The sequence below is a fragment of the Kaistella sp. SH40-3 genome, from assembly GCF_030686865.1.
Taxonomy (GTDB): Bacteria; Bacteroidota; Bacteroidia; order Flavobacteriales; family Weeksellaceae; genus Kaistella.
Genome location: NZ_JAQYUS010000001.1, coordinates 752,939 through 766,907, shown reverse-complemented (window position 1 = coordinate 766,907; position 13,969 = coordinate 752,939). Strand labels below are relative to the sequence as shown.

Annotated in this window: 14 protein-coding genes and 1 pseudogene; 12 read left to right on the top strand and 3 right to left on the bottom strand. The window is 32.0% G+C overall.

All coding sequences use genetic code 11. The annotated features are described in order from the left end of the window. Nucleotides 1-18: 18 nt before the first annotated feature. From PUH65_RS03550 to PUH65_RS03530, 5 genes are read left to right on the top strand one after another with little or no spacing between them, the layout of a single operon-like run. Nucleotides 19-885 (top strand): glycosyltransferase, encoded by an 867-nt coding sequence (locus tag PUH65_RS03550; protein ID WP_305520336.1) that lies wholly within the window; start codon nucleotides 19-21, stop codon nucleotides 883-885. Next, nucleotides 882-1,790, top strand: coding sequence for a glycosyltransferase family A protein (locus PUH65_RS03545; RefSeq protein WP_305520337.1), 909 nt, complete (start codon nucleotides 882-884; stop codon nucleotides 1,788-1,790). Before PUH65_RS03550 ends, PUH65_RS03545 begins: the two co-directional genes overlap by 4 nt. Before the next feature lie 33 nt (nucleotides 1,791-1,823). Beyond that, nucleotides 1,824-2,702, top strand: a complete 879-nt coding sequence (locus PUH65_RS03540) for a hypothetical protein (RefSeq protein ID WP_305520338.1) — start codon at nucleotides 1,824-1,826, stop codon at nucleotides 2,700-2,702. A gap of 15 nt (nucleotides 2,703-2,717) precedes the next feature. Next, a complete protein-coding gene (locus PUH65_RS03535) occupies nucleotides 2,718-3,602 on the top strand; it encodes a glycosyltransferase (RefSeq protein WP_305520339.1) in 885 nt (294 codons plus the stop codon). 26 nt (nucleotides 3,603-3,628) lie between these two features. Further along, nucleotides 3,629-4,780: a glycosyltransferase family 4 protein gene (locus PUH65_RS03530; protein WP_305520340.1), complete on the top strand. Its 1,152-nt coding sequence runs from the start codon at nucleotides 3,629-3,631 to the stop codon at nucleotides 4,778-4,780. On the opposite strand, the gene PUH65_RS03525 is transcribed toward PUH65_RS03530, so the two are convergent. After that, nucleotides 4,770-5,621 carry a glycosyltransferase family A protein gene (locus PUH65_RS03525; RefSeq protein WP_305520341.1) on the bottom strand — a complete coding sequence of 284 codons (852 nt, stop codon included), beginning with the start codon at nucleotides 5,619-5,621 and terminating at the stop codon, nucleotides 4,770-4,772. The two genes, PUH65_RS03530 and PUH65_RS03525, sit on opposite strands and share 11 nt — an antisense overlap. Before the next feature lie 114 nt (nucleotides 5,622-5,735). On the opposite strand from PUH65_RS03525, the gene PUH65_RS03520 reads away from it, so the two are divergent. Together PUH65_RS03520 and PUH65_RS03515 are read left to right on the top strand one after the other, a co-directional pair. Beyond that, nucleotides 5,736-6,854: a glycosyltransferase gene (locus PUH65_RS03520; RefSeq protein WP_305520342.1), complete on the top strand. Its 1,119-nt coding sequence runs from the start codon at nucleotides 5,736-5,738 to the stop codon at nucleotides 6,852-6,854. 17 nt (nucleotides 6,855-6,871) lie between these two features. Next, complete coding sequence (locus PUH65_RS03515; RefSeq protein WP_305520343.1) at nucleotides 6,872-7,897, top strand: glycosyltransferase family 2 protein; 1,026 nt, start codon at nucleotides 6,872-6,874, stop codon at nucleotides 7,895-7,897. Here the strand turns inward: PUH65_RS03515 and PUH65_RS03510 are convergent, their stop codons facing one another. Further along, the gene (locus tag PUH65_RS03510) at nucleotides 7,898-8,893 is read right to left on the bottom strand and encodes a glycosyltransferase (RefSeq protein WP_305520344.1); all 996 of its coding nucleotides are present in this window, start codon (nucleotides 8,891-8,893) and stop codon (nucleotides 7,898-7,900) included. Between the two features lie 75 nt (nucleotides 8,894-8,968). Between PUH65_RS03510 and PUH65_RS03505 the strand changes: the two genes are divergently transcribed. Genes PUH65_RS03505 through PUH65_RS03495 form a run of 3 tightly spaced genes read left to right on the top strand, consistent with a single transcriptional unit; the run spans nucleotide 8,969 to nucleotide 11,712 of the window. Then, nucleotides 8,969-9,535, top strand: coding sequence for a DapH/DapD/GlmU-related protein (locus PUH65_RS03505; protein WP_305520345.1), 567 nt, complete (start codon nucleotides 8,969-8,971; stop codon nucleotides 9,533-9,535). Nucleotides 9,536-9,574: 39 nt separating this feature from the next. Further along, complete coding sequence (locus PUH65_RS03500; protein ID WP_305532462.1) at nucleotides 9,575-10,516, top strand: glycosyltransferase; 942 nt, start codon at nucleotides 9,575-9,577, stop codon at nucleotides 10,514-10,516. Nucleotides 10,517-10,551: 35 nt separating this feature from the next. Then, nucleotides 10,552-11,712 carry a glycosyltransferase gene (locus PUH65_RS03495; RefSeq protein WP_305520347.1) on the top strand — a complete coding sequence of 387 codons (1,161 nt, stop codon included), beginning with the start codon at nucleotides 10,552-10,554 and terminating at the stop codon, nucleotides 11,710-11,712. An 84-nt stretch (nucleotides 11,713-11,796) separates the two neighbouring features. On the opposite strand, the gene PUH65_RS03490 is transcribed toward PUH65_RS03495, so the two are convergent. Beyond that, entirely contained in the window at nucleotides 11,797-12,627 is an 831-nt protein-coding gene (locus PUH65_RS03490) for a carbohydrate deacetylase (RefSeq protein WP_305520348.1), read from the bottom strand. Between the two features lie 337 nt (nucleotides 12,628-12,964). Between PUH65_RS03490 and PUH65_RS03485 the strand changes: the two are divergent. Together PUH65_RS03485 and PUH65_RS03480 are read left to right on the top strand one after the other, a co-directional pair. Continuing rightward, nucleotides 12,965-13,131: pseudogene (locus PUH65_RS03485) on the top strand (DapH/DapD/GlmU-related protein); the annotation flags it as partial. Between the two features lies 1 nt (nucleotide 13,132). Beyond that, on the top strand, nucleotides 13,133-13,969 hold the full coding sequence (locus PUH65_RS03480) for a glycosyltransferase (protein ID WP_305520349.1): 837 nt from the start codon (nucleotides 13,133-13,135) through the stop codon (nucleotides 13,967-13,969).

Genomic DNA, 13,969 nt, shown 5'->3' with positions numbered 1-13,969 from the left:
AAACATAATTGAAAATTTATGGAAAAACTAGTCTCTATCTGCATTCCAACTTACAACGGCGAAAAATATTTGCAGGAAGCCTTAGATTCTGTAAAAGCACAGACTTACAAAAATATTGAAGTCATTGTTTCTGATAACCAATCTAAAGATAAAACATTAGAAATCTGCGAACAATTTAAATCTGAAGTAGATTTTCCGGTTTTCATACATTCCCACACGCAATCTGGTATTGGAGAAAATTGGAACAATACAATTGAAAAATCTAACGGTGATTACATTAAGTTTTTATTTCAAGATGATATTTTAGAAAAAAATTGTGTAGAAGTGATGATGCAATATTTAGCACAGTATAATTTGCAGGCTGTAGTAAGCAAAAGAAACATTATTAATGCAGAATCGCAATTGGTTACAGAAGGCTCTTGGTTTAATGACTTTAATGATTTACAGAAACCAGCAGGAATTCCTACCGATGAGTTTTATATATTTTCAAAAAAGAATTTGAAAAACTTAAATTATGACAGATATTTAGTTAATAATATTGTTGGGGAGCCTTGTGTAAGTTTATTTACAAAAAATGTTTTTAAAAAAGTAGGACGTTTTGATTCGAATTTAAAACAAGCTTTAGATTATGTTTATTGGTTGAGGGTTTTGGCTAAATACGACATTGGCATTATTCCAGAAAAAATAGTTAAGTTCCGGTATCATTCAGAACAAACTTCCAATCAAAATTATTTAAATAATTTAAATGAAGAACAATTTATTTCAAAAATTCTTCACAACGATTTATTATTCTACATTGGTTCCAAAAATATAAAAAATCATCTAAAACAAAGATATCCTCTACTTAAGAGATTAGTTGCACTTAGATATCGAATATTTCCATGAGTGATTTTGCCATCATAATTCCTTTCTACAAAATAGATTTTTTTGAAGAAACCTTAAAATCTGTTGTAACTCAAACCAACAGAAATTTCACTTTATATATCGGCAATGACGCAAGTCCTGATGATCCCTTACCACTTATTGAAAAATATTTCAAAGAAGGAGACTATCATTATTTTGATTATAAAGAAAATTTAGGCGGTAAAAACCTCGCTTTGCAGTGGGAAAGAATTTTAGAAAATATAACGGAAGATTGGTTTCAAATATTAGGAGACGATGATTTAATTTCTAATAATTTTGTAGAGGAATTTTACAAAAACCTTCATTTAGCAGATTCACATCACTCCAATGTTATAAAAATCAGCCAGTGCTTCATTAATGAGACTAGCGAAACGACAAATGAATTCACAAATTATGCAAAAATATCTTCCTCGAAATTAATCTGGCGAAGTAAATATTTAGAGAAACACAGAAGCAGCTTGTCCGAACATATTTTCAGAACAAAAACGTATCACAAATATAAATTTAAACCTTTTCCGCTTGCTTGGTATTCTGATGATTTGGCCGTCCTTGAATTTAGCGAAGGCAAAGGAATTATCTTTATAAACGAAGCAAAGGTTTATGTACGGATGTCTTCACTTAACATCTCTTCATTAACCAATAATGACGCAGAAAAGAAAAAGGCAAAACACGAATATCTAGAAATTATTTTAAACAAGTATTCCTATTTACTAAAAAAAGAAGAACTTATTAAGGAATTTGACGATTACCTTTATCTAACATGGAAAAATAAATATCCCACCAAATTAAATTTTTCACGAATTTACCTCAAAACGAAACATTGGTATACAATCCTTAAAATTCCTTATCAAAAATATCTCTTAAATAAAAACGCAAGAATAAAATAATTCTAATCCTGCAAAACTTTTTTCATTAATAAAATGACTTACCCTTTTCAAAGAAACTATATCAATTTTATAAAATCTCTCAAAAAAATTTGGTGGAAATTAGAGGCGCATTATGAAAACATTAAAGCAAAAAAGCAATATAACAAACTCCTTCAAAACGATTCTTTAATCATCTCACAAAGAGAAAACATAAAGTCTATTCCCGTTCTCATTATTAACTTTAACCAACTTTTTTATCTGGAACAGCTCATCAATTTTTTAATCGAAAGAAAATTTGAGAACATCATTATTCTGGATAACAAATCTACCTATCCTCCACTTTTAGATTATTATAAAAAAATCGAAGATAAAATAAAAATTGAATATTTGGTTCAAAATTATGGCCATCAGGTTTTATTTAAAGTACCGCATTTATTAGAAAAATATGGCAAAGGTTATTATTTCCTTACCGATTCTGATATCGTTCCCAATAATAATCTCCCAGATAATTTTGCTGATGAAATGATGAAAAAATTAGATCAATATTTTTCTAAAGTCACCAAAATAGGTTTTGCGTTGCGAATTGATAATATTCCCGACCATTTCAAACTAAAAGAAAAAGTGCTGACTTGGGAAAAACTATTTTGGCAAAATCAAGTTGAACCAAACGGATACCTTACCACAATCGATACTACTTTTGCGCTTTATAAACCACAGTACGGACTGCAATTTACCAACATCGATTTTTTAAAAGGACTTCGCATAGCCGGTGATTACAGCGCAACACACGGAGGATGGTATCTTAACACAGAACATTTATCGGAAGAAAATAAATTCTATTTTGCAACGGTCAACAAATCAGCCTCTTGGGCCTTAGACAAGGAGGGGAAATCTTTCGCAGGCTACGAAAAAAAAGAAAATAGGAATTTTTAAACACCTTATTAATTCATGACTAAAATCTCAATCATCATCCTTACTTATAACCATGAAAAATTCATCTCCCAAAATCTGGAAGGTGTTTTTTCGCAAGTCGTAGATGCTGATGTGGAACTTATTATTTGTGATGACCATTCGCAAGACCAAACAGATTCAGTTATAAAAAATATCATTCAAAATACACCTTCTAATTTTGAAGTGAAATATGTGAGACAGCCCAAAAACATTGGAGCAACTCCCAATTTCTATTCTGCCTTAAAAATGGTAACCGGATCTTTTGTGGCATTCTGTGAAGGCGATGATTACTGGACAGATCCCAATAAACTGCAAACACAAATTGATTTCTTAATAAATAATCCAGATTACAGTCTATGTTTTCATACTGCAGTTAATATTTCTGATGATGTAAAAATTAATGAAACCTTATTTTCGAAAGTTGAAGACCGCGAATATTCAGCGGTAGAAATCTATAAACACTGGATCGTACATACGGCAACAGTGATGATGCGTGCAGAAGTTTTAAAATCTGAAGCCAAAAAAGCTACTTTACATGAACCTGATTTACAATACTTCGACACTGTTTTGTTTTTAGCCGCTTCGACCTTAGGAAAACTTCATGGCATCCCAAAGAAAATGTCAGCGTACAGAAGACATCAAGCGGGACTTTCTGCCGGCAAGATCAATTTCAAACGTGACTTACAACATAATAAACTGGATGAAACTATCGGCAAATACTACGGCGGAGAAATTAAAAAACTATCCAACTGGCTGATTTTCTCCCGTTCCAAAATTAATTTTAATATTTTAATGAAAGGAAACAGGTTTTTTGCTGCTTTAAAATTTCTACCTTGGCTGCTGCGAAACCGGATCTTCATTTATTCCTGGATGAAAAAATAACTTACCTATTTTCTATTGCGCTAAAAATGACAAAAAAAACTAAAATCGCATTTCTTTGTAGTGGCCCACCAACCGATAAGAAAATTTGGTCGGGAACTATTTTTAAGATGTTCCAAGCTTTTTTGGCACAAGGTTTTGAGGTGGAGTGGATTCCTGTAAACAGATTCACCAATTTAGAATCCCGCTTTTTTTTAACCATTGAAAATCTTCACAGAAAAATATTTAACCGAGGATTCAACCCAAATCATTTTTTAGCAAAAGCTTTTTCAGCTTCCCGAAAACTTCAAAGAAATCTAAAATCTTCCGATGCAGATGTTATTTTTGCGCCAACAACGATTACAGATATTGCTTTTTTAAAAACAAACAAACCTATTCTTTATCTCAATGATGCCACCTTTCGTCAGCTCTTAAATTATTATGACGGAATGAGTGGATTTGGATGGCTTTCAAAAAAAACCACGATATTCATTGAAAGACTAGCGCTTCAAAAATCTGACGCACTAGTTTTCTCCTCTAATTGGGCAGCGAAGCATGCCATCGATTTTTATAAAACCCCAAAGGAAAAAGTAAAAGTCATTAAATTTGGATCAAATTCTATTGCGCCAGAAGAAATCGTAGAAAAAGATTATAGTAGCGAAATTACATTTCTCTTTCTAGGAGTGGAATGGGAACGAAAGGGAGGACAAATCGCCTTGGACACTATCAAGATTTTACGCGAAAGAAATTATCCTGTAAAACTTCAAGTCGTGGGATGTATTCCACCTGTTACAGCTGCGGATGAAATGAATGTAATTCCTTTTTTAAATAAAAACAATCCTGCAGAAGCGCAACAGATTTTTGATTTTTTACAGCACTCTCATTTTATGTTTATGCCAACACGAGCGGATTGCACTCCGATTTCTTTTTGTGAAGCTGCGAGTTACGGATTACCCGTGATTTCTACCAATACTGGTGGGGTTGAAGCCATAGTAGAATCTGAGAAAACAGGTTTCCTTTTACCTTTAGATGCAAATGCAGAGCAATATGCTGATAAAATAGAAGTCCTGCTCCGCAATCCGAATCAAATAAAAAAGCTTTCTTTGAATGCCAGAAAAAAATATGAAGAAGAGTTGAATTGGGATTTTTGGGGTGAAGAAATACAAAAAGTTATTACTAACCTCTTAAAAACTAAACTTTAAGTTTTTGTAGAATTCGATATTTAAAATAAAATAAATTCAATAAAAGCGGAAAGTTAAAAAAAACCGTGATTTTCGGCTGATTAGTTTTTAAAGCAATATCCCAATAGTTTTTGGTAAGCGTTTCTTTCTCTTCTTTAGATTTTGCAACCAGAAGTTTCGTTTTAAAAGAAAGCATCGCATATTTCGGATTATCGAGCAATCGCTGATATAAATTCTGACTCAAACCATCTTCCAGGTATTCGCCAAAAGCTAAAATATGATCGGTGAAAAGAATCTTATAATTTTTAATAATGGGAATAAGCTGGACGCTCTCCTGGCAGAATTTTTCCTTTTCAAAAATAGGAAAAGGAAATTTTCGAATCACCTGCATTTTAAAAACATAAATCATTTCGCCGGCAAAACCCCATTGATAACTATTGTATTCGGTCCATTTCTTAATTTCACTGCTCCTGCTTGTATGACTCATTTCTTCAGGCGCATGAATAAAAGCAAAGCCCCCAAATTCTTTATTATCTGTTTCCAGAGTTAATTCTTGGCAAACTTCCAAACAATCTTTTCGGAGAAAGTCATCGCTGTCCACAGGCAGATACCATTTTCCCAGCGCGTTATTTACTGCAGTATTAATGGCAATATGCTTTCCTTGATTTTTCTGTTTAATATATCGAATAGGGAAATCAGTTCTGTCAATAAAATGAGAAACTAACTCTTTGGTATCATCCGTTGAACCATCATCAATAATTAGCCACTCAAAATTACGAACAGTTTGGCTGCATAAACTTTGAAAAAGGCGAGTAAGTAAATGACTTCGATTATAAGTGGGAGTAAAAACCGTAAACAGCATCTTTATTTTAAAATTATGCCTAAAAATACATAAAAATTTCATGACCCATTATAATTAAGCTCTTTAAAACACCATTATCTCTAAAAATTGTAACTTCCCAGATAATTTGCATTAATGAAGAAAAAAATACTGTTTGAGGTTGATTTTAAAGATTGGGCATTCTATTTCATGGTCAAATCATGGTCATTGAAGTTATCAGATGAGTACGATTGTTATTATGTTTGCAATGAAGTTTATCGGATAAAAGAACTCCAGAAAATGAGTTGGCTCAACATTTTTGTATTAAATGCTATTTCACAAATTCGATTCACTTTTTATCAATTATTTTTTAAGCAGAATAAGAAAGTTCAGTTCATTCATTCCTCTGGAAACTATTCTTTCCCAAAATTCACTAAAGCTTTTGTAACCCCTTTTAATGATGAATCAAAACAAGTTGAAATTCTAAAATTTGATTACCTCATTTCGATGGCTTATTTTTTTCAGTACAGCTCCGAAATCCCATTTAAAGGTCGCAGAAACTTGGTCGGTATTTTTAATGACTGTTTTCCCCATCTTGGCCCGGAATACGACATCAAAACCAAAACCGATGTTAATTCTCTTTCGCGAGCAGCGTTTTTTGAGAAATATTTAAAACATTATGATTTTCTTTTACTTGCTAATAATAATCTCATTAATGCCTACAAGGATTATACGGAAAACATTGAATTTGCACTTGGAATTTATAAAGAAGAATTTTTTGGAAGAACAAAACTTAAAAGTGAGATGTTTACTTTAGGCTGGACAGGAAATCCACATCGGGAGGTAAAAGGTTTTTTTGAAGTTATTGAACCAGCAGTACAAAAAGTTCTCGAAACCGGCAGAAAAATTCGGTTAAAAACCTCCTTCAATGCATCCTACGAAGAAATGATCGAATTTTACAATGATGTAGATCTTGCCGTAATTGCATCAAGTGGTGATGGAGCTCCTACGATGTTTTGTGAAGCGAGTCTTTCTGATATCCCATCGGTATCTACTTTTATAGGATTGCCATCGATGGTTATTCAAGACGGAGTTAATGGGCTTTTCATCAATCGAGATATCGACGAGATGGCGAATGCAATTATTTTTCTTCACGACAATCGTGATATTTTGGAAGGCTTTTCGAAAAGAATAAAAAAGGATTATTTGGATATGATGAGTAACGAAAAGAATATTGGAAAAATCAGAAACGTCTTAAAAAAACTTGAGCACTAATCCTTTCTATTTTTATAATGATGCAAAACCACACCAACCCAACCGTAACAATTATCACCACCTTTTACAATTCAGTTTCTCTGGGCGATTTTGTCCGTAAAGCGATGGATTCCCTTCTCAATCAATCTTATAAAAACATTGAATTCATCTGTGTAAATGATGGTTCTAAAGATGATACGCTCAATCAACTTTTAGCCTATCAGAAAAAAGACGACCGAATTCAGATTATTAATAAAAAAAATGAGGGAACGGCACAATATGCAAAAGCTGCAGGACAAGATGCTGCAACCGGCGAATATATAATGCTTTTTGATCATGACGATTCTATTTCTTCCGACGCAGTAGAAAAAGCGGTTCAGGAATTTACAAAAAATCCAGAATTGGATATGGTTGGATTGATTGTGAAAACAATATTCAGCGATGGTAAAATAAAAAACATTTACGCTTTGGATGAACTATTAGAAAATATCGACGAATATAGATCTCACTGGATTACAGGTTCTGACGCACTTCAAAAAACAATTGGCCGATATGATATTCATTTTCGTGGTTTTTACCGCAAAGACCTCTTTAAGAAAGTTTCGTTTCGATTTACAGAGCGACTGCTAAATGCAGACGAAATTGTAGAACGGCAACTTTTGCAATATGCTCACAAAATAGGAACTTGCAACGGAATTTACACGCATTATATTTTTCTAAACTCTTCTGCGAAATCTTTTAACTTAAAAAAAATAGACATCGTAGCCACAGATCTCTACATGAGAGATTTTGCCAAAAAACTCCACTTATATGAAAGTAGGAAAGCGATTTTTGAAAGCGTTGCTTATAAAAACTTTATTGATGCTGTCAAAGTCCATCACTATTTTAAACCAATACTTTCAGCGGAGCAAAATGAATTTTATAACAATAGACTAAAAAGCGCTTACCACGGTTTAGATAAAAAAACAGTCTTAGAAACCTACAGAGGTTTTGCAAAAGTTTACAATCAAATTCTACTTTCTAATTTTTCTTTACTCCGTCAATTTTATAAAATTAAAAAGTAATTACCGGTAATACATATATTTAAAAAGTCGGATTGCGATAGAAGTCGGAAGTTCAAGTTTCAGTGCTTTTTTCTTTGTTTCGAAACTATAATTTGATCTGAAATAATCTCGAAATCTTAAATTAGGATATTTCTTGTAAAGATTAAAACTATAAATCCACTCCGATTCTTTTTTCTTTGCTTTCCAGTTCATAATCAAGGTCATGGTTTTGTAATTGATCATATGCGTTCGGATCAAAGCGCTGGTTTCTTCCTGATTTTCAGATTTCAAAGCAGCATCAAAATGGCTAACGATCGTACCCCAGTTATCAAAATGTCTTTTATCCCGATTATGAATTACTGATTTTTGATGTAGAAAATAGGTGTAAGTAATGCCTTTATGGATAGCGATTTTATTTAACTTCAAAATCAAATGAAAAGTCCATAATTCATCTTGCGCAAATAAACCGGGTATAAAATAAATCTTGTTAATTCGAATAAAATCAACTAAAAACAATTTGTTTACCGCATACGTCACTAAGTCTCCATTCGCAAAATCTTTCAATATTTCATCTTTTCCTGTAATAACTTCCTTTTCGGACTGAATTTTAATACAAATGGATTTTTCGCCAGTTTCCAATTGCTCACATTCCAGTTGAGAAATCGTCATTTCCGCACCTGTTTTTTCAGCAATCTCAACTAAGCTCGAAATACAATCGGGTGTAATCGTGTCATCACTATCCAGAAAAAAAAGATACTTTCCCTCTGCGGTATCAATCCCTTTATTTCGAACCACCGATAAACCGGAATTTTTTTCTAAATGATAAATTTTCCAGTTTTTCAGATCATTATTTTTGATGAAGTTCTCGGCAATCTCAACACTATTATCCGGCGTTTGATCATTGATTAATGTTACTTCGATATTGGAATAAGTTTGTGCTCTTACAGATTCTAAACACGCATTAAGAAAATCTTCACATTTGTAGAGCGGAATCGAAATAGTAACTAAAGGCTGCATGGATTTATTTTCCCCAAAAATACCTAATAATATTTAAATTATTACCTTTGGTTCATTAGAAAAAGCGAAACACAAATGATTGATCTTCTTTCAAGAATAGCGGTAAAATACCATTACGCATTAAAACATTTACTTGTGCATACTCAAAGGAAATTATTCTTCAGAAATACTAAAAGTAAGATTCACGATTCTTTTAAATTAGGCGGGGACAATGTTTTAGATATATCTCCAGAAGCTATTTTCGAAATCGCTGAAAACGTAACTTTAAATAGCAATAATTTTATCACCGTTAAAAAAAATGCTCGTTTAAAAATCGGTAAAGAAACTTATATTACCAGAGCTACAATTTCGTGTTTGGGTGAAATAGAAATTGGAGAAAATTGTATTTTAGGAGAAGGAATGAAATTATTTGATCATAATCATCAATACACCACAAATCCATTTTCAGTTTCAAAAACAGATTTCAATATCGGTAAAATAAAGATTGGCAATAATGTTTGGACTGGAGCAAATGTTACTATTTTAAAAGGGGTAACCATTGGTGATAATTGTATTATTGGAACGGGCGTTTTAGTTTATAAAGACGTCCCTGATAATAGTTTAGTGACATTGAAACAGGAACTTCAGATAAAACAATTGTAATTTTCTATGATGAATAATTCCCCCATATTATCTGTTATAATGTCCGTCTACAATGGAGAGAAATATCTTCATGAAGCGATGGATTCTATTTTAAATCAAACCTTTAAAGACTTTGAATTCATCATCATAGAAGACGCTTCAACAGATCGCACTTTAGAAATTATAGAAAAATATAGAACTCAAGATTCACGAATTGTACTCATTACAAAAAAAGAGAACAAAGGCCCTAAAGGATTTATAGAAAATCTTAACCTGGGTTTAAATGCAGCAAAAGGCCAATTTATCGCTCGCATGGATGCCGATGACATCTCTGATTTGAACCGATTCGAAAAGCAAGTGGACTTTCTTCAAAAAAGTGAAAACATTTTCATGGTTGGAAGTGATCTCCAACTAATTGATCAAGATGGATTAAACACCAATCTATTACCTGCATACCATACCGATGAAGACATTCAAAAGAATATGTTCAAAAATATTTCGATGTACCACCCTGTAATTTTATTTCGAAATAATAAAAAAATATCTTATCGCGAGAAAATGCTCTATTGTGAAGATTATGACCTCTATTTCAGATTGATGATAGAAGGTTATAAATTTGCAAACATTCAAGAACCTCTTTTAAAATACAGGATTTTAGAAGATTCAATATCGAGAAAAGACAGCAAAATGATCCGATGGTTATTTGTTGAAAAAGCGCGGTCTTTTTTCATAGAACAGAAAGAAAAAGGAGAAGATTCTTATGAAAATTTTGATCCTGAAAATTATTTAAATATACTAAAACCCAATTACAACAATACTGTTTCCGACCTCTTATTTGCTGCAAAAACGGCATTAAAATACCAGAATCATACTGATTTAAAAAGTATCTTAACCAAAACCAACGCAAATTTTCCTAATGAAAAAAAATTCCAAATATATAATTGGTATTTAAAAATTCCAAAATCAATGCTCCCCTACTTTACGAAAATTCTTTATAAATAAAAATCGAGCACAATTTTAGAAACCAAACATAAACGATGTCAACTAAAAAAATAAAAATACTCTTCCGCCACCGCTCTATGGAAATGGGCGGCGTAGAAAAAGTACTGCTCAGTTTACTGAACAATCTTAATCGTGATTTATTTGAAATAACTGTGCTTTTAAGTATTGATCAGGGAGAATTGAAAAATGAAATTCCTTCTCATGTAAGGAAAGTTTTTTTAGCAAAAGGAAAAGAAAGCTTTTCTAAAAATAAATTTATCCAAAAATTTCAACTTCTATTAAGAAGAATAAAACTGGAAAAATTGAGAAGAAATCCAAAACTCATCGATAGCAATTATCTGAAAAATTCTTATGATATTGAAATCGGAATGACTTACAATGATTTTGAACCTATTTTAAATTCCAGTAATAAATATTCAAAAAAAATAGGTTGGTTTCATTCCGAAATTAATCATCCGAAATTGCAGGTTTTGGTACCAAAGATTTTAGAGCATTTCCCACAGTTTGACCATATGGTTTATTGTTCAGAGAAAATTAAGGAAATGATGCACAACGATTATCCGAATCTTAATTACCCAAAAGAAAGCGTAATTATCAACGCCATTCCACTTCAGGAAATTAAAAAGAAAGCTGCAGAAAAAATAACTGATTTGCCAAAAAGCCCTGTTTTTGTTTCCGTTGGAAGATTACATACCCGAAAAGGCTATCACAAATTGATGGAAGTTCATGCTCAACTTTTAAAGGACGGTTTTGAACATTCTGTAATGATTATTGGGGATGGAGAAGAACTTCCGAATCTTTTAGCACAACAAAAAAAATTGTGCATTGAACAAACATTTATTTTAGCTGGGAACAAAATGAATCCTTATGCCTACATTAAAAACGCAGATTTTTTCATTATGCCTTCTGAATCGGAAGCTTGGCCTTTAGTTATCGCGGAAGCCCTTATTTTACAAAAACCGATTATTGCCACTGAAGTTGGAGATGTTGGATTAATGATTAAACATAAAAAAACCGGCTACCTCATCGGTTATAAAACACAAGAAATATATGATGCAATGAAAGAGTTTCTGATTAATAAATCTTTAATTTCTGATTTAAAAGAAAACCTCAGAGAAATCGAAAATGAATTTGACAATCAAAAAATATTCAATGAGATTGAAGAAATAATTCTTATTTTAACAAAAACGATATAATTTGTGTTTTTCCTGATAGTGCGTACACAGATAAAGTAGTGGTTTTTAAATTAGTTGCACTGTGTTTTACTATATACCACAAAATTATATCAAATCACAATTTTTAAAGTTTTCAAATCTCTTATCAAAGCACAGGCCATATTCAGATTTTCGATGTCCATCTTTTAAAAATGTTGCGAACCGTTCATTTAAACTTTCAAAATATTCCGCTGAATCAATGCTTAAGATTCCAGGATGAACCATCACCTCTACAACACTATAATTCTTACTCTTCTGCAAAAAAGCAAATAAATTTGTAGAATTAATTTCACACGTATTTAACATGGAATAAAATCCTATTTCCCTGGAATTTTCATTAAATAAAGAAAGAAATTTCAGCAAGAATAATTTAATAACATTGGCGAAAGAGGCTGTTCGGCCATTGAATTGATAACTTTCAAAGATGTTCTCATTAATTTCACGCACCCGCAGAATATTATGCTTATTCGCTAATTTCCGTACAATTTTATTGATGGATGGAATAATATGTACATGCTCATGACCATCTATATGAGAAATATTTATACCCGCATTCTTAATTTTTAAAATCTGAAGTTCAATTTCTTGTTCCAAATGTTGTAAAACTTTTTTAGTTTTTCTTCTAAACAGTAAGGTGATAAACGTATTTTTAAGTTCACCTTTGATTGACAATAAATTTTGAGAAAAAAGCGGAGAAGCGCAGGTGAGATTTACATGAACACCAACTTTTAAACTTGGACAATTTGGAATAACCTCGGAAATTGCGTGGTCAAAATACTTAGTGTTTGCCATTAGACTTGCATGACTTAAATATCCGTCTCTATTTGCATTTAAAATCGCTTCATTCACCCCAAGAGAAAAACCAAGATCGTCGGCGTTAAGAATTATTTTTTTCACCATTTATGAAGAGTTACGGATGATTTTTTATTAAAGTTAAACACTCATTATCAATAACTAACGTGTTGGAAGGTCAATTAATTTTTGAGTTCTGTAAAAATGCATCTAAATTATTTTAAATCCAATAAACCACGAAACTATTTTAGTTAGTGTCTGACGCTTCCAAAAAATAAAAACTTCTAATTTTAAAATTACATTTGTACAAAAAAACAAAGTATATTTGCTATGACAGCAAAACCAACAGATGAATTTACTCTACAGGATCATTTTGAAAATCCATAGGATTTTTACGGAACTGCGCGATAAAGCCTATATCGAAATCTGCAAATCCCGTGGTTTAAAAGTCGGTAAAAACTGTTGGCTCGCGGCAGTAATGTTGTTGTATTAAAAAGAGTAACTATTGGTGATAATGTTATCATTGGTGCGGGCTGCGTAATCTACAAGAATATTCCCGCAAATTCAACTGTAATCAATCACCAGAATTTGGACATCAAAACAAATTAAGATGAAGTTTTCTGTTCTCATTGCACATTACAATAATGCGAAATATTTTAAGGAATGTTACCAATCTTTATTGGAACAAACCTATAAAAATTGGGAAGCAATTATTTTAGATGATGCTTCTGAGGAAGTAGAAAAGAATTTAGTAAAGCAAATAATTGAAGGAGATATTCGTTTTAAATATTATGAAAACGCTAAAAACAAAGGTGTTGGATTCACCAAAAGCAAACTCATTGAATTGGCGACAGGCGATATTGTGGGTTATGTAGATCCTGACGACACGATTTTACCTACTGCAATTGAAAAAAGCATTGCTGCTTTTCAAAACGATAAAAAAGCAGTTCTTACTTACTCGCGTTTTATCTCTTGTGATGAAAATTTAAAACCGATTTCTGCTTTTAAATCTGCTCAACAAGTTCAAAATAACGATCCCTATTTCTTTAACATTCCTGTACAAATTGCGCATTTCGTCTGCTTTAAAAAAGAGGTTTATCTCACCACAGAAAAGATGAACACGGAATTAAAAATTTCCGAAGATCAGGATTTATATTTAAAATTATACGAGAAAGGGAAAGTGGTTTTCATTAATGAAACCAATTATTTATACCGAACTCACAGTGGTGGAATTTCGCAAAACGACCATAAAAAAGAGTCTTACGAATATTGGGCAAAAGTAATTTGGGATGCCATGCAAAGAAGAAAACTCAAAACAATTAATGGAAAAAAAATCCCGACTGAATATACTTCTTCAAACGAAATTTTCGATTTATTACAGTATCAAAATTCTATTCCTTATCGAATTAAAAAGAAGTTGAAAATTCTATTTCAATCCCTATTTTAG